The organism is Bradyrhizobium sp. SOJA106, assembly GCF_059448745.1.
In genome coordinates this window covers 3,227,134-3,242,254 of the sequence record NZ_CM182549.1, presented here as the reverse complement: position 1 = coordinate 3,242,254, position 15,121 = coordinate 3,227,134, and the positions used below count along the sequence as shown (strand labels likewise).

Below are 15,121 nucleotides of genomic sequence, written 5' to 3'. Positions count from 1 at the left end.
CAATCGATTGTCCCGTTCGCGGAATGCGATCTGAGATGTAATTTCGTATCCAGGCTCTAACGCGCCGGCGGGCGCATTGCAAGGGAGCTGGATACATGGATTCGATCAGCAGCGGCCTCGTCGCCGACGTCCTCCGTCGTCTTCATCAGGAAGCGGAGATCGCCGACGGGCCGCTGATGCAGGCCTACATGAACGAGGGCACGAGTCGCGAAGAGATGATCAGCCAGGCGATCGCGGCCGAGAGCCGCGATCTCAATGAGGTCTACCACAGATTTGCGAACAATTTTCTGAGCGTCTCGCCGCGGTTCGGACGCTTCCTCTACATGTGCGTCCGCGCCAGCAAGGCCAACCGCATCGTCGAGTTCGGCTCCTCGATGGGAATTTCGTCGATCTACATGGCCGCGGGCTTGCGCGACATGGGCGGCGGCCGCCTGATCGGGACCGATCTCGAACCCGGCAAGATCGAACGCGCACGAGCGAACGTCGCGGCCGCGGGGCTGGCGGACTTGGTCTCGTTTCGGCTTGGCGATGCGCGGGAAACCCTCCAGGCCGATCTCGGCGGCGAGATCGACATGGTGATGCTCGATGGCGCCTTCACGCTCTATCTTCCTATTCTCAAGCTGCTGGAGCCGCATCTGAAGCCCGGCGCGCTCATCGTCGGCGAGAACGCGTTCGAGGAGGCCTCGGGCTATATCGACTACGTCCGCGATCCCGAAAATGGCTACCTCTCGCTATCGCTTCCGTTCGATCCAGGACGCGGCAACGAATTCACGATCAAGACAAGGTGATCCGCCGAGCAGGGCGCCGAGCCGCTGGTGATGGACCCGCCAACAAATGGGCCGGCATCATCGAGACGATCGGCATCGAGCCGATGTGAGGGACACACGAGGCCGGTCCGTCGTTCAAGCCGCAAGGGTTGACCGCAGACGCCGCCAGCCAATGACGATGCCGGTCACGGAGAATACGAGCCCGAGCGCACAAAGTCCGACAATCAGGATTTCGCGCAGGCGCGGATGTGCCATGAGGACCGGAAAATCGAGCGTGTGGAGCGCGCTGTAGAACCAGCGGTAGGCCCGCCGCGAGGCATCCAGCCTTTGCAGCACCTTGCCGTCGGCGCCGTCGACATCGAACCAGACGTCGCCGCATCGGGTGCGGTAGACGGGCGCTCCGGGAACGGTGGACTGCGCCGGATAGTCGTCAGACTCCGTGAGCACGGACGGCATGCCGCAGTTGGCGGCAAGGCGCCTCGTCAATTCCTGAATGTCGCGCACACTCAGGGCTCCCACGTGTCCATCGCGAGGCACATCCCCTGCCCCGACCAATGTCTGCGATTCGAGACCAAGCCGATCGCGACGGTAGAGTTTGCCGCCGAACGCGAACCATTCGACCTCGTGGACCGGTGACGCTGCCGCCAGCTCGTCGCGCGAAGAGGCCGTCCAGTCCGGCGCGGCGTCCACCATGCGCGCTTCGGCGCCCGCCAACTGCCCGCGCGAGAACAGCCGGCCGTGATCCATGGACAGCCAGCCGCTGAAAATCCAAGTCAGCACGAACAGCGTTGCTGCGAGCCCGATGAGATGATGCAGGGCGTGCCAGCCACGGTACGGCGTTGAGATCGCCCGTCCCCGCATCCTGATCCGCACGATCCCGAGCACCGCACCGAGCAAGGCCGCGATCGAGGCCAGCAGTGACAGCGTCCAGACCACGCGGTCCCACAGCGCCCAATCGCGCCGCAGCACGGTCGGGTAAATCCAGTGCAAGACGCTGCCGAGCCAATTCCACCCACGCTCGCTGCGGGTCGTATCGAGAACGACCTCGCCGGTGCGTGACGAGACATAGATCTCATTCCCTGCGGCGTCGCCGAGGGTGATGCGAAACAAGGGCCGATGGCGGTCAAAGCCGTTCGGAACGCTCCATTGGTCATAGTCCGCGCGCGCGACGATTGCGGCCGGCGCGGGATCGAGCCCTCGCCGCTCGGCGTTCGCCCGCGCAATAGCCAGCGCAATGTCGGCAGACGTTACACTCGCGTCCCGTCCATCGAACGCGTGGACCGCGCCGAGGTGCGATCGCCCTGACACGATGTAGACCGGCCCATCGACCCGTTGGACCAGCCGCGCGCGCGTCGCATCCGCCGCCCCGCTTGCCGTCACGGCTTCGGCGACGGTGATCCTCACCTCCGCAGGATCGATCGGCGTCAGTCCGGCAAAGCGCTCCGCTTCCGTCAGTGACGGAAACGGAACGAAATGCATCACGATCCCGCTTGCGAACCACATCGCGAACAGCAGGCAGAAAGCGATCCCGAGCCAGCGATGCGAGAGGACGATCGCGCTCATCATGTGACTAGCGCCCTACCATTTGAACGCGGCGGAGAGCTCGTAGGTGCGCGGCGCGCCCAGGAGGATCTGGTCGGGATAGAACGGATCGCCCCAGATCGCGTAGCGCTTGTCGGCGATGTTCCGCATGCGAAAGGTGAGTCGGGCCTGATCGACCCCGTTGAACACCGTCTTCGGGATATCGACGAAGGCATAGGCGTCGGCAACGGTGTACGCCTTCATCGTCACCAGATTGGCATCGGTGTTGTAGCGATCTCCGACATGACGGCCGGTGATACCGACCTCAATCGGCCAGGGCGTGAAGAAGCGATAGGATGCGCCGGCATTGGCGACGATGCTCGGCACGTTCGGCGGCGTGTTCCCGGAGAACGAGCCGCCGACGAAATTGTAGCCGGCATAGCTTGCATCGACATAGGCGATGTTGCCCCAGAGGCGAAGCGGCTCGATCGGGCGCACCGAGGCGGCGAGCTCGACGCCCTTTGATTCCTGCCGCCCCGCGATGTTGAGCGCCATGCCGCCGGCCGCGGCATAGACGTTCTTGCGCAGGATGTCATAGGCGGAGAACGACCACTCCGCCCTGTTGTCCCAGAACAGATGCTTGACGCCGGTCTCGTAGGTGCGTGCGGTGGTCAGGTCGAGCGGCTGGGTCGGCCCAAGCAGGAAGATGTTGTTGGCGGAAACGTCGGCGCCGGTGGCGTACTGGCTGAAGAAGGTCAAGCCGGGCACGGCCTCCCAGGTGTAGCCGATGCGTCCCGTCGCTGGTGCCCAGTCCGTCGCAAACGGGAAGCCCGCCTTCACCAGGCCGTTGACGTCGGTGGAGTTGCGGTCGAGCCCGATATGTTCGACACGAAGGCCCCCGACCAGCGCAAAGCTGCGCGTCAGCCTCAAGCGGTCCTCGAATGACAGCGCCTCGTTGTCGATGCGGGCGGTCTGCTGCTGGATCGTCAGCAGGCCGTAATAGCCGCGGGCGGGATCGACAAGCGAGACGGAGTCGCCGGGAAAGTTCGCAGCACCGGGTCTGACGAAATCCAGATAGCTTGACGACAGCGTCGTGACCAGACGGTTGTCGAACCCGGCGATGTTCGTGTCCCAGATCAGATCGGTGACGTTGCCGACAAGGCGCTGGCTGTGCGCGACGTAAAAGCGCTCGCGATTGACGAGATTCGAAACGGAATTGAATGCCTCAACCTCATTGTTGAACCAGGTGCGCTCGGCGCCATAGCCGTAGGCCTGACTCTTCAGTGTCAGGTCGGGCGCGAGCTTCAGCTCGAAGCCTCCGCGTAGCCACACTTCCTGCGCGACGTTGCGATTGTCGAGGACGTTATAGTTGGTGTTGAAGGTGCGATCGTCGATGGTGACAGCGCCGAGATTGGTTCCGTTGTAGTTGGAGACGTAATTGCCCGAAACGATGCCGCTCGTCGCATGCGAGCCGCTGAAAGCGATCGGCACCAGCGGCGCGCCCCAATAGGCCCTACCGCGGTCTTCGCGATACTCGATCGCGCTCCAGACCTTCAGGCTGTCGGAGATGCGGTAGTTGAGCTGACCCGAGACGTCGAGCGTTTTGGTGTTGGTGTCGTCGGCAAAGCCGTTGAGCGAGGAGCGGCTGATGTCGAAGCGGTAGTCGAGGCCCTGGACATTGGTGCTGCCGCCCGAGCCGTAATGGGCGCCAAACGAGTTCAGCGAATCCCAGGAGAAGTCCGCCTCATTGCGGATCGGTCCGGTGTGCGGCTGCTTGGTGACGAAGTTGATGGCGCCGCCGGCGGCGCCCTCGCCCGAGATCAGCGAGCCCGGGCCTTTCAGGAATTCCACCGCCTCCAGATTGGCCGTATCCATGATCCGCGAGGTCATATTCTGCGGACCGATCTTGATGCCGTTGTAGAGCGTGTTGATCTGGCTGTTGGTGAAGCCGCGCATGGAGAAGGCCGCGGGCTCGGCTGGATTGTCGCCAGAGGTGACGCCGACCGCGCCCTGCGCCACTTCGGACACGGTGCGATAGCCCTGCTCGCGCATGGTCTCGGCCGAGATCACCTCGACGGTCGCGGGCGTCTCACGCACGGTCAAGCCGAGACGCGAGGCGCTTTCCGCGACCGCGTTGGAGTTGAGCGGCCTCTGCGCCGTCGCAGCCGGCCCCACCGGCTGAGGGGCAACGGCCGCCGGCCTGCGCGTTGCCGTGCGCCGCGCGCTCTGGGGTTCGCGGCCAGCCGGCCTCGCCTGCTTGCGGGACTGGGCGGGCGACACTTCGACGGGCGGCAGCTGTTCGCGGGCCTGCTGCGCCAGCGCGGCGGGCACATTATCTGCGACCGCTAGCGCCGCGAGCACGGCGGAGGCGAGCAGGAAACGACGCGGTCGTACAATATGGATGGAAGGCACGGTTTGGACCTCGGTATGACGTCAGTGGCACGTCACAGCGAACGAGGTCTCACCCTGGGCTTGTCAGCCGCCCGATGAAGCCGAATGTCTGTACTCCCCGACCGACATCTTCGCGTATGACCACGGCTGACGGCAGGTCTCCTGGCTCGCGGGTCGTGACCGCTTCGTCGCCTTCCCGGGACCGAGGACCCAGTGGCTTCTGACGAAGGATTCACCGCTTACAGTTGCGGGGGCAGCTACGGCATTGGGGACAATGTCCCCGCACCGCATTCCCTTTTCATCCCCTCTCGGGGAAACCGTCAAAGGCATCTAGGATTACGACCAAGACAGAGTCAATGTGCAAGCTGCGGCGTTATTGCCACAGCCACCAACTTCCCTGGAGACGAGCATGGAAGGCGAGACCTTCCTCTGGTTGATACGGCATGCGCCCGTCGACGGCATCAAAGCCGTGATCCATGCCGCCGACGCGCCGGCTGATCTCGGCGATCGCGCGCAACTCGACGCGCTACGGCAGCGCCTGCCGCGGGATGCTGCGAGCTATGCCAGCCCGTCGCGGCGCACGGCCGAGACGGCACGGGCGCTGGGGCTGGAGCCGCTGCTGGTGAGCGATTTCAATGAGCAGAATTTTGGCGGCTGGACCGGCCATCGGCATGACGAACTCGCCGCGACAGGCGGCGATGCCTATGCACAGTTCTGGAGCGATCCAGCGCGCGGAAGGCCGCCGGGCGGCGAAAGCTTTGAGGATCAGGTCGCACGTGTCAGGCAGGGTCTCTCGCGGATCAGCGCCGGTTGTGCAAACTTGGTCGTCCATTCCGGAACCATCCGCGCCGCGCTCTGCATCGCGCTGGACCTCACGCCGCAAGCGGCCTTGCGCTTTGTCGTCGATCCGCTGTCGCTGACCCGGATCGACCGGCTCGCGGCTGGCTGGCGCGTCGTCTCCGTCAATCAGCGGATCAGCTAACGCATGATCCGGAAAAGTGCGCAGCGGTTTTTCGAAAAGATCATGCTCAAACAACAACCTAGAGCGCGATGATCTCATCGCGCTTAGGCCTATCAGGCACATTGGCCTGCGCGAACGTCGCCATGCCGTTGTGCAGAGCGCAGGCCGATCGCACCAGCGGCAGCGCGATGGCGGCGCCCGATCCCTCGCCCAGCCGGAGGTCGAGGCTGATCAGCGGCTGCACGTTCAATGCACGCAGCACCAGCCGATGCCCCTGCTCGGCAGATTGGTGCGAGGGCAACAGGAACGGCTGGCAGGAGGGATTGAGGCGCGTCGCGGCCAGCGCTGCCACCGAGACGATGAAACCGTCGATCAGCACGGGAATGCGGCGCTGCGCAGCCGCGATGATTGCGCCGCAGATCGCGGCGATCTCGAGGCCGCCGACGGCGCACAGGATTTTTTCGGGCGCCGCGCCTGCAACGCCATGCCGTGCGATCGCAGCATCGATCACCCGCGCCTTGTGCGCGCGGCCGGCGGCGTCGACACCGGTGCCACTGCCGGCGATCTCCTCGGCGCTGGTGCCGAGCAGGCTGGCGGCGATCGCCGCCGACGTCGTGGTGTTGCCGATGCCCATCTCGCCGAAGATCAGGAGATCGGGCTCGGTGGCCGCCGCGCGCGCGACCGCGCGCTGGCCAGCTTCAAACGCGAAGGCCAGTTCCTCAGGCGTGAGCGCAGCTTCGATGCTGAAATCGCGCGTACCGCTGCGTGGCTTGTCGGTGACGACGCCTGTCATCGCCTCCTGCGCGAGCGTGCCCGCGTCGACGACTTCCAGGCTCGAACCCAGTTCGCGAGCCAGCACCGAAATCGCCGCGCCGCCGGAGGCGAAATTCGCCATCATGGCGATGGTCACGGCTTGCGGATAGGCCGAGACGCCCTGCGCGACGATGCCGTGATCGCCGGCAAAAACGGTGACCGGCACGCGAGCCGCGCGCGGCTGCTCAGTCGCTTGCAGGCCGGCAAGCTCGATCGCGAGCTGCTCGAGCCGGCCGAGCGCGCCGGTCGGTTTCGTTAGCTGCGCCTGCCGCGCAATCGCCGCCTCGCGATGGACCGTCGAGATGTCGGGGCACTTTTGGTAGACCCATTCGGGGAGCATGCTGCCTCGCTAACGCCCGCGCTTGAGAATGTAGCTGTCCATGATCCAGCCATGCCGTTCGCGCGCTTCCTGCCGCGCGGCGACGATGCGCGGTCCAACCTCGACCAGTGCGCCGGATAGGATGAGCTGATCGGGCATGCCGAGATAGGCGCCCCAATAGATGTGAAGCCCCGCCGGATCGAGCGACTGGAATGCGGTGCCGCCATCGAGCATCGCTACCACGGTATCGACGCCCTGCGGCCAGCCGCCTTCGCGCAGGCGGCGTCCCGTCGTCACAAGGAAAGGCTCGCCGATGTCGTTGAGCGGCAATGCATGCGCCGCGCACAACGCCTGGATCGAGGTGATGCCCGGCACGACCTCGATCTCGGGCAAGGGATTGAGTCGACGCGCAATGCGCAGCGAGGAATCATAGAGCGAGGGATCGCCCCAAATCAGCAGCGCAACCTTGCCCTTGCCGCCAAGATGATCTGCGATCGCCTGCGACCACGTTGCGGCGACGGCATCGTGCCAATCGTCCACGCCCTTGCGGTAGTCGGCTTCACCCGCATCGCGAACGGGAAGATCGAACTCGGCGATGCGGGTCTTGTCGCTCGTGAGCACATCCGCGCAGATCGTGCGCCTGAGATCGGCGAGATCGGATTTCGCGCTCCCCTTGCGCGGGATCAGGACGAGATCGGCCGCGTTGATGGCAGTGATCGCAGCGCGCGTGAGCTGAGCGGGATCGCCGCAACCGATGCCTATCAGAGAGAGCGTGAGCATCGCGAGCGCGAGGGGCGGCGTTAGCGGCCGCCCCTTGTCTCCTAGGCCGCGTTGTGCAGGCGCGGGGTGACGAGGCCGGGCGCGGTGACGCCGCGCAGCGACTTCGCCAGCGCCAGCACCGCAAGATCGGCGAGCGGCTCGATCACGATGACGAGCGCATAGGAGGCCGCGAACGTCGCGATGTTGGCGAGGTTGCTCATGGCAAAGCCGGAGCCATAGAGCGCCCAGAACGCCACCCAGGCGATCACGCCGGCCTGATAGGTCGTCGAGAGCGCCAGCGCCTGGCGATACCTGAGATCAACATAGGCCGTGTTGCGCGAGATGATCCGCGCGGCGATCGCCTGGATTCCGAACAGCGGCACCAGCAGCGTGGTGACGTTCATGCCGTATTGCGGCAGGTCGGCGGGCTCGAAGAACACGCCCTGGAGCAAGAGGCCGAACGCGAGGCCGAAGGCCGCGGGCGCAGCGCCAAACAGCAGGAACAGCGTCGAGCCGAGAATGAAGTGCACCTCGGAGACGCCGACCGGGAAGTGCGGCAGGATCTCGAAGAAGGTGAAGACGAGGCCGGTGGTGGCGAGCGTGCGCACCGCGAACGATGTGATGCCCTGCTCGCGTACGGTCTCGGCCGCGAGCTTCAAGGCAACGCCGCCTGCGGCGATGCCGGTTGCGTAACTCAATACGAGCTTGGCGCCCGTCACGATGCCGGGTTCGATATGCATGGCTCAGTTCCTTCCTGCCGTCACACCCGACGGCCTTGGCCTCAAAACATGCACGGCCGGTCTCCTGGCTCGCGGTTCACTGGGGTTCTCCGGCCTTCCCGGACCTTACGGCCCAGTGGCTGATCGGAGCCCCTCACCGCTTACAGTCGCGGGGGCGGCTGGGGTTTTGGGCGCCGCAACTGGGTCCGCCCATCCCCATTCCCGATTATGCTCCGGCGCTTTGCGCCGCATGGAGCACCATGCCTCTCCTGTGTGCCCCTTTCGCCAGCCGGGCGTCAAGGGTGGAAGGCAGCCCGGGCCATCATGACGGATAATCCCCCGCCAGCGCGCCAAACAGGATGACGGCCGCCGTCGAGGCCGCCCCGCCCCGCGCAAGCTGCTCGGCAAGCTCCGCAATCGTGGTGCGAACCAGCCGTTCGTCGGCGCGGCCAAGCGATTCGGCGAACAGCGCCGGGGTGGTTGGAGCGAGCCCGTGCGCGATCAATTTTGCGGCAAGATCCGGAAAGGTGCGCCGGCCCATATAGACCACGGTCGTCGCTTCGGGGTCGGCCAGCGCCGCCCAGTTGAGGTTTTGGGGCAGCTCGCCGGTGACGTCGGCCCCGGTGACGAACTGCACCCGGCGCGAGGTATGGCGTCGGGTCAGGGGAATGCCGGCTTGGGCGGCGGCGACGCAGGCCGAGGTGACGCCGGGAACGATCTCGTAGCCGATGCCGGCTTCGCGCAGCGTCTCCAGCTCCTCCTCGAGCCGGCCGAAAATGCCGGCATCGCCGGACTTCAGCCGCACCACGCGCGCGCCGGTTGCGGCGTAGTCGACCAGGAGGCGGTTGACGTGGTGCTGCCTGGTCGAAGGCCGCCCTGCCCGCTTTCCCACCGCGACGAGATTGGCGCCGGGCCGCGCCAGGTCGAGGATCGCGCCGGAGGCAAGGTCGTCATAGAGCACGACGTCGGCCTCGCGCAGCCGCGCGGCGCCCTTCACGGTGAGGAGCTCGGGATCGCCGGGGCCGGCAGAGACGAAGGAGACAAAACCGCTCACCGGTCCTCCGCGATCAGATGAAAGAACGTCCCGGTCGCCTGTCCCCGCCGCGAGCCGGTCTCGGTGATCACCGCGCCGGTCGCATCATGCACGACGGCCAAAGGCGTGTCAGGCTGCGCAAGGATGGTCGAATAGTGGAATTCGTGGCCGCGCAGGCGCGCGCCCGCCCGATGCCCCGGCATCGGCGCTGCCAGCGCGGCGAGACGATAGCCGAGATGCATGCGGCGCTTGGCAAAGCTCGTCTCGAGGCCAAGCAGGCCCGTCATCTCGTGGCGCACACCGTCGGCATCTGTCAAAGCAGTCCCGAGCACCATGTAGCCTCCGCATTCGCCGTGCACCGGTCGCGTCTCGGCGAAGGCGCGCAAGCCGCTACGAAAGCTTGCATTGGCCGCGATCTTGCCGGCATGAAGCTCGGGATAGCCGCCGGGCAGCCAGCACACGTCGGCACTGTCATTAGGTCCTTCATCGGCGAGTGGTGAGAACGTCGAGATCTCCGCGCCGGCCGCGCGCCAGGCCTCCAGCATGTGCGGATAGACGAAGGAGAACGCCGCATCGCGCGCCAGCGCGATGCGCTGCCCGGGGGGCGTCACGTTGAGGCCGTTCGACACAGCTTGCGGCGACCAGACGGCGGCCGCGCGCAGCACCGCATCGAGATCGACATGCTCGGCGACGAAGCGCGCGGCTTCGTCAATCAGCTTGCCGATCTCAGCCTGCTCCTCGGCTTGCACGAGGCCAAGATGCCGCTTCGGCAGGCTGATCTCGGCATGGCGCGGCAGCGCGCCGAAAACGGCGATGCCGGCGTCGTTGAGCGCACGGCGCACGAGGTCTTCATGGCGCGAGCTGGCGACACGATTGAGCACGACGCCCGCAAGGCTCACGCCGGCGCGATAGTCGCGCAGGCCGGCCGCGATCGCCGCCGCGGTCTGCGCCTGCCCGGAAGGGTCGATCACCAGCACCACCGGCCAGCCCAGCATCTCCGCGATATCGGCGGTAGCACCGGTACCCGAGACGCCGCGCGCGGCGACGCCGTCGAACAGACCCATCGAGCCCTCGGCGAGCACCACATCCGCATCCGCGCCGCGGCTGACGAGATGCGCGATGTCCGCGCGATCCATCGCCCAGCTATCGACATTGACGGAGGCGCGTCCCGTCGCGGCGGCATGAAAGGCGGGATCGATATAGTCAGGCCCACTCTTGAAGCACTGCACGTTCAAGTCGCGCTGGCGCCAGGCGCGCGCGAGCGCCAGCGTCAACGTGGTCTTGCCGACGCCGGAGGCCGGCGCGGAGATGACGAGGCCAGCAGCCATCACGATGCCTCCGGAAAGCGCGGCTCGGCGCCGACGGGTCGATAGCGGCGATCGTAATCGACGGCGTAAAGGCGGCTCTCGTCAAAATCCGCCGCGCCAAGCGTCTTGCCGACGAGGATCAGTGCTGTGCGCTCCATCTCGGCACCCACGGCAGCATCGAGCGTCGCAAGCGTCGCGCGGACGATGCGCTGGTCCGGCCAGCTCGCACGCCAGACGATCGCGACCGGGCAGTCTGCGCCGTAATACGGCGTCAGCTCGGCGACGACCTTGTCGAGCAGATGGATCGACAGGTGGATAGCAAGCACCGCGCCGGTGGCGGCGAAGGCAGCGAGCTTCTCGTCCTTAGGCATCGTACTGGCCCGGCCGGGCGTGCGCGTCAGCACCACCGTTTGGGCAAGGCCGGGCAGCGTCAGCTCGGCTTCCAGGGCGGCAGCCGCCGCCGAGAACGACGGAACGCCCGGCGTGACGGTGAAGGGAATGCCGAGCGCGCGCAGGCGGCGGAGCTGCTCGCCCATCGCCGACCAGATCGAGAGATCGCCGGAATGCAGCCGGGCGACGTCGTGGCCTGCCGCATGCGCGGCGGCGATCTCGAAGATGATCTCGTCGAGCGACAACGGCGCGGTGTTGACGATCCGCGCCCCCGGCGGGCAATGCGCCAGCAGGCCCTCCGCCACCAGCGAGCCGGCATAGAGGCAAACCGGACAGGCCGCGATCAGGTCGCGGCCGCGCAGCGTCAGCAGATCGGGCGCGCCCGGCCCGGCGCCGATGAAATGCACCGTCATGCGCTGTCTCCTTCCGCGATCGCAGCGGTCGCGGTGCGATCCTGCGAGACAACCCGTGTTGCAATCAACCGCGCGCGTGGACCGGCGACCGCGAGCGCCGCGGCCTCGGCCACGGATCCGGTGCCGAACTTCTGCGCGACAAGCGTCGATTGCGTGGGCGTGTCGATGCCGGCCAGTGTCGCGGCCGGAACGGCCCTGATCGACACACCGCATTCACGTGCGAGTTGCTTCAGCGCGTCGCTGTCGGCCTTGTCGCTGACGGTCGCCAACGCCACAAGCCCTTCCGCACCGCCGGCAGCCAGCAGCGCTTCGCGCAGCGAAGCCAGCGTCACATCGCGTTTGAAGCCAAGTCCCGCGACCTTCATCGGACCACACTCCACTGCACCACAGGGCGCGCTGCCTCCCAGGAGCGATAGCGGCCGAGCGGGGCGGCATGCACGATCTCGACCCGCATCAGCTCGCCACCATGGCGCCGATGCAGCTCGCCGAGCAGCGCTTCCGTCTCCAGCGTGACTGAATGTGCGACGAGCCGCGCACCCGGCGAGAAACGGGACCAGACGGCATCGAACATCGCGAGATCGAGACCGCCGCCGATGAAGACGGCATCCGGTACGTCTTGGCCAGCAAGAGCTTCAGGCGCCTTTCCCGTGACAACGGTGATCCGATGCGCGAGTCCGAACGCCACTGCATTGTTGCGAATATTCGCCGCACGCTCCTCGCGCATTTCGACAGCGGTTGCCGCCCCCCCGCACAGCGCCCACTCCACAGAGATCGAGCCCGAGCCGGAACCGATGTCCCATAGCTGCTCGCCCGGGCGCGGCGCCAGCGCCGAGAGCGCAAGTGCGCGCACCGGCCGCTTGGTGATCTGGCCATCATGGACGAAGAGATCGTCCGAAACGCCGGAGCTGCGGGGAACACCATGCCCACCTCTCGCCTCGACGGCGACTGCGACAAGATTTGCAGCGAGGTCGCCCGCAAAGCTGTCGGCACGATATCCCGCAATGCTTTCGCGCGGTCCACCGAGCGCAGCCAGAATCCAGAACACCGAGGCGCCCCAACCGCGCTCGCTGAGCCACTTAGCGAGATCACCGGCCGCTTTCCCGTCGCGCACGAGGCAAAGGATCCGCGCACCATTCGCCAGATGCGGCACGAGACGCTCGAACGGCGCTGCGTGGAGGCCGAGGCATGCGACGGCTTCGAGCCGCCAGCCCAGCCGCGCTGCGGCAAGCGAGAAGGTCGACGGTGCAGAATGCGCGATCCACTCGGTAGCATCGAGCTTCTCGGCAAGGCTCGCGCCGGCGCCGTGCCAGAACGGATCGCCCGAGGCGAGCACCACCGTCGGCCGGCCGCGGCGCTTCAGCACGATCTCCGCATCGAACGGCACCGGCCAGGGGCGGCCGCGGTGACCAACGTCTGCAAGCGCGAGATGACGCTCGCCGCCAAAAACGGTTTCCGCCTTGGCGAGCGCCTTTCGGCTTGCCTCAGACAGCCCGGCAAGGCCATCTTCGCCGATACCGATGATGGTCAGCCAAGGATCAGTCATGATACGCGCCCTCATTCTGGGCGGAACGGCCGATGCGAGCGTGCTTGTGGCGGAGATCGCGCGCGCGCAGATCGAGGCCGTCTATTCCTATGGCGGCCGCACCCGCGCGCCCGCCGATCAGCCGCTGCCGACCCGCATCGGCGGCTTTGGTGGCGTGGGCGGGCTTGCAGACTATATCCGCAGCGAAGGCATCACGCATGTGATCGACGCGACGCATCCCTTCGCGGCCGAGATGAGCCGCAATGTGGTGGCGGCGTGCGCGGAAACCGGCACGCCGCTGATAGCGCTCGAACGCGCGTCCTGGACGAGAGCGCCCGGCGACAACTGGATCGAAATTCACGATATCAACGCCGCCGTCGCCGCGCTGCCCGACGCGCCGGCAAACGTATTCCTCGCCATCGGCCGCCAGCACATCGCCCCGTTCGCGAGCAAGCCGCAGCATGCCTACACGCTGCGCTTCGTCGATCCGCCCGAAGCGCCCCTGCCCTTTGCCGCGGATGTCATTGTGTCGCGCGGCCCCTTCACGCTCGAGGGCGAGTTGGAGATGCTGCAGGCGCGCGGCATCGCCTGGATCGTCGCCCGCAATTCCGGCGGCGACGGCGCGCGCGCCAAGATCGACGCCGCGCGCAGGCTCGGCCTGCCCGTGATCATGATCTCCCGGCCACATCTGCCCGAAAGGCCCTGCGTAGAGAGCGTGGCCGAGGTGATGCAGTGGCTCGGTCATTCTAACCGCCTCGGTGCGTAGACCCAGCGGCCGACACGGCGCGTCTGCGAATTGCAGACGATCACCAGCGTGCGCATGTCGGCCATTTCTGGGCGGGCCTCGCTCAACGTCACGATCTCGATCTTCTCGTCAGCAGCACTGATCGCGCGCGCAAAGATCACGAGGCGCTCGCCGCAGCCGGCCGCTTTCAGCACCGCCAGCGCGCGGCCAAATCCCTCTGGCCGGCTCACTGAGCGCGGATTGTACATCGCGATCGAAAAGTCGGCTTCGGCGGCGAGCCGCAAGCGTTTCTCGATCACCGCCCACGGCTTGAGATTGTCGGAGAGATTGAGCGCGCAGAAATCATGGCCGAGCGGCGCGCCGGCGCGCGCGGCCGCCGCCAGCATCGCGGTGATGCCGGGCAGCACGCGGATCGGCAGCGCTTGATAGTGCGGCGCCTGTTCCAGCGCCTCGAATACGGCCGAAGCCATCGCGAACACGCCGGGGTCGCCGGAGGAGACGACGACGACCTGCCCGCCTTCCCCCGCAAGCCGCAAAGCCTCACTCGCACGCTGCAGCTCTTCGCGATTGTCCGACGGATGCAGCGTGAGACCCGGCCGTGGCGGCACGCGCGAGACGTAAGGTGCATAGCCCAAGATATCGGTCGCGGCGGCAAGCGCAGCGGCGACCTCGGGCGTCACCAGCGCATCGCTGCCCGGCCCGAGGCCTGCGATGGTCAGTGTGCCCGTCATTCGGCGGCGTCCAGATGCCGGCCCTTGCCGTGCACCAGCACGATCGCGAAGTAAGGACAATCGGTGGCATCGATCTCGGCGAGCCGCACCACGCGCTCGCCGGGCATGGTGCCGCGCTCGACCAGCCACGCGTCGTCGAGCCGACCGGCGGATGCGAGCGCGCGGCGCACCTTCACGAGATTGCGCCCGGTCTTCATGATGACCAGCGCATCGGAATCGCGCATGCGCCGTTCGAGTTCGTCCTCGGCCAGCGTGCCCATCAGCACCGTCGTCACGTCGTCGCCGAGCGCGATCGGCTGCGCGACGCCGTTCCAGCAGCCGACCATGCCGGGAATGCCGGCGATCACCTCGATCTCGACGCGGCCTTGCAGGCGCATGTGCAGATGCATGAAGGAGCCGTAGAAATAGGGATCGCCCTCGCAGAGCACGACGACATCGACCGCGCGCGCAAGCCGCGCAAGGCGCTCGGTCCATTCGTCGTAGAAGCCGGCGAGCAGCTGAACGTACTCAGCGCTGTCGAACGCGATCTCCGTGGTGACCGGGTATTCCATGGGATATTCGGTAACGTCGGCCGCCAGCATGCCCTCGACGATGCGCCGCGCCTGGCCGGGCCTGCCTTTCTTGCGGAAATAGGCGACGTGCTTTGCGCCGCGCACCGTGCGATCGGCGCGCACGCTCATCAGATCGGGATCGCCGGGGCCGAGACCGCAGCAGATGATGCGCCCCATCG

The 15,121-nt window shown here is 66.6% G+C and carries 15 protein-coding genes and 2 riboswitches; of the genes, 3 read left to right on the top strand and 12 right to left on the bottom strand.

The window, feature by feature from the left end; all coding sequences use genetic code 11:
• Positions 1–95: 95 nt before the first annotated feature.
• Positions 96–788: an O-methyltransferase gene (locus AC5V87_RS14510; protein WP_456839443.1), complete on the top strand. Its 693-nt coding sequence runs from the start codon at positions 96–98 to the stop codon at positions 786–788.
• A 114-nt stretch (positions 789–902) separates the two neighbouring features.
• Here the strand turns inward: AC5V87_RS14510 and AC5V87_RS14505 are convergent, their stop codons facing one another.
• A complete protein-coding gene (locus AC5V87_RS14505) occupies positions 903–2,333 on the bottom strand; it encodes a PepSY domain-containing protein (protein WP_495371382.1) in 1,431 nt (476 codons plus the stop codon).
• 12 nt (positions 2,334–2,345) lie between these two features.
• Positions 2,346–4,700, bottom strand: coding sequence for a TonB-dependent receptor (locus tag AC5V87_RS14500; protein WP_495371381.1), 2,355 nt, complete (start codon positions 4,698–4,700; stop codon positions 2,346–2,348).
• Between the two features lie 114 nt (positions 4,701–4,814).
• Positions 4,815–5,016, bottom strand: a riboswitch (cobalamin riboswitch).
• A 72-nt stretch (positions 5,017–5,088) separates the two neighbouring features.
• Here AC5V87_RS14500 and AC5V87_RS14495 point away from each other — a divergent pair.
• Entirely contained in the window at positions 5,089–5,661 is a 573-nt protein-coding gene (locus tag AC5V87_RS14495; protein ID WP_495371380.1) for a histidine phosphatase family protein, read from the top strand.
• Positions 5,662–5,719: 58 nt separating this feature from the next.
• On the opposite strand, the gene cobT is transcribed toward AC5V87_RS14495, so the two are convergent.
• From cobT to cbiE, 8 genes are all read right to left on the bottom strand, one after another.
• A complete protein-coding gene (gene cobT / locus AC5V87_RS14490) occupies positions 5,720–6,793 on the bottom strand; it encodes a nicotinate-nucleotide--dimethylbenzimidazole phosphoribosyltransferase (protein ID WP_495371379.1) in 1,074 nt (357 codons plus the stop codon).
• 9 nt (positions 6,794–6,802) lie between these two features.
• Entirely contained in the window at positions 6,803–7,552 is a 750-nt protein-coding gene (gene cobF, locus AC5V87_RS14485; RefSeq protein ID WP_495371378.1) for a precorrin-6A synthase (deacetylating), read from the bottom strand.
• A gap of 41 nt (positions 7,553–7,593) precedes the next feature.
• Positions 7,594–8,271: an energy-coupling factor ABC transporter permease gene (locus tag AC5V87_RS14480; protein ID WP_456839448.1), complete on the bottom strand. Its 678-nt coding sequence runs from the start codon at positions 8,269–8,271 to the stop codon at positions 7,594–7,596.
• Between the two features lie 37 nt (positions 8,272–8,308).
• A riboswitch (cobalamin riboswitch) is annotated at positions 8,309–8,528 on the bottom strand.
• A 44-nt stretch (positions 8,529–8,572) separates the two neighbouring features.
• On the bottom strand, positions 8,573–9,304 hold the full coding sequence (gene cobA, locus AC5V87_RS14475) for a uroporphyrinogen-III C-methyltransferase (protein WP_456839449.1): 732 nt from the start codon (positions 9,302–9,304) through the stop codon (positions 8,573–8,575).
• A complete protein-coding gene (locus AC5V87_RS14470; RefSeq protein ID WP_495371377.1) occupies positions 9,301–10,611 on the bottom strand; it encodes a cobyrinic acid a,c-diamide synthase CobB in 1,311 nt (436 codons plus the stop codon). Before AC5V87_RS14470 ends, cobA begins: the two co-directional genes overlap by 4 nt.
• Positions 10,611–11,393: a precorrin-4 C(11)-methyltransferase gene (gene cobM, locus AC5V87_RS14465; protein WP_495371376.1), complete on the bottom strand. Its 783-nt coding sequence runs from the start codon at positions 11,391–11,393 to the stop codon at positions 10,611–10,613. The genes AC5V87_RS14470 and cobM overlap by 1 nt, the downstream gene beginning before the upstream one ends.
• Positions 11,390–11,758: a cobalamin biosynthesis protein gene (locus AC5V87_RS14460; protein ID WP_495371375.1), complete on the bottom strand. Its 369-nt coding sequence runs from the start codon at positions 11,756–11,758 to the stop codon at positions 11,390–11,392. The genes cobM and AC5V87_RS14460 overlap by 4 nt, the downstream gene beginning before the upstream one ends.
• Positions 11,755–12,936 (bottom strand): precorrin-6y C5,15-methyltransferase (decarboxylating) subunit CbiE, encoded by a 1,182-nt coding sequence (gene cbiE, locus AC5V87_RS14455; protein WP_495371374.1) that lies wholly within the window; start codon positions 12,934–12,936, stop codon positions 11,755–11,757. The genes AC5V87_RS14460 and cbiE overlap by 4 nt, the downstream gene beginning before the upstream one ends.
• On the opposite strand from cbiE, the gene AC5V87_RS14450 reads away from it, so the two are divergent.
• Complete coding sequence (locus tag AC5V87_RS14450) at positions 12,935–13,681, top strand: cobalt-precorrin-6A reductase (protein WP_495371373.1); 747 nt, start codon at positions 12,935–12,937, stop codon at positions 13,679–13,681. The two genes, cbiE and AC5V87_RS14450, sit on opposite strands and share 2 nt — an antisense overlap.
• On the opposite strand, the gene cobJ is transcribed toward AC5V87_RS14450, so the two are convergent.
• Positions 13,657–14,391: a precorrin-3B C(17)-methyltransferase gene (cobJ, locus tag AC5V87_RS14445; RefSeq protein ID WP_456839455.1), complete on the bottom strand. Its 735-nt coding sequence runs from the start codon at positions 14,389–14,391 to the stop codon at positions 13,657–13,659. The genes AC5V87_RS14450 and cobJ overlap by 25 nt on opposite strands.
• Positions 14,388–15,119 (bottom strand): precorrin-2 C(20)-methyltransferase, encoded by a 732-nt coding sequence (locus tag AC5V87_RS14440; RefSeq protein ID WP_456839456.1) that lies wholly within the window; start codon positions 15,117–15,119, stop codon positions 14,388–14,390. Before AC5V87_RS14440 ends, cobJ begins: the two co-directional genes overlap by 4 nt.
• Between the last annotated feature and the right edge of the window lie 2 nt (positions 15,120–15,121).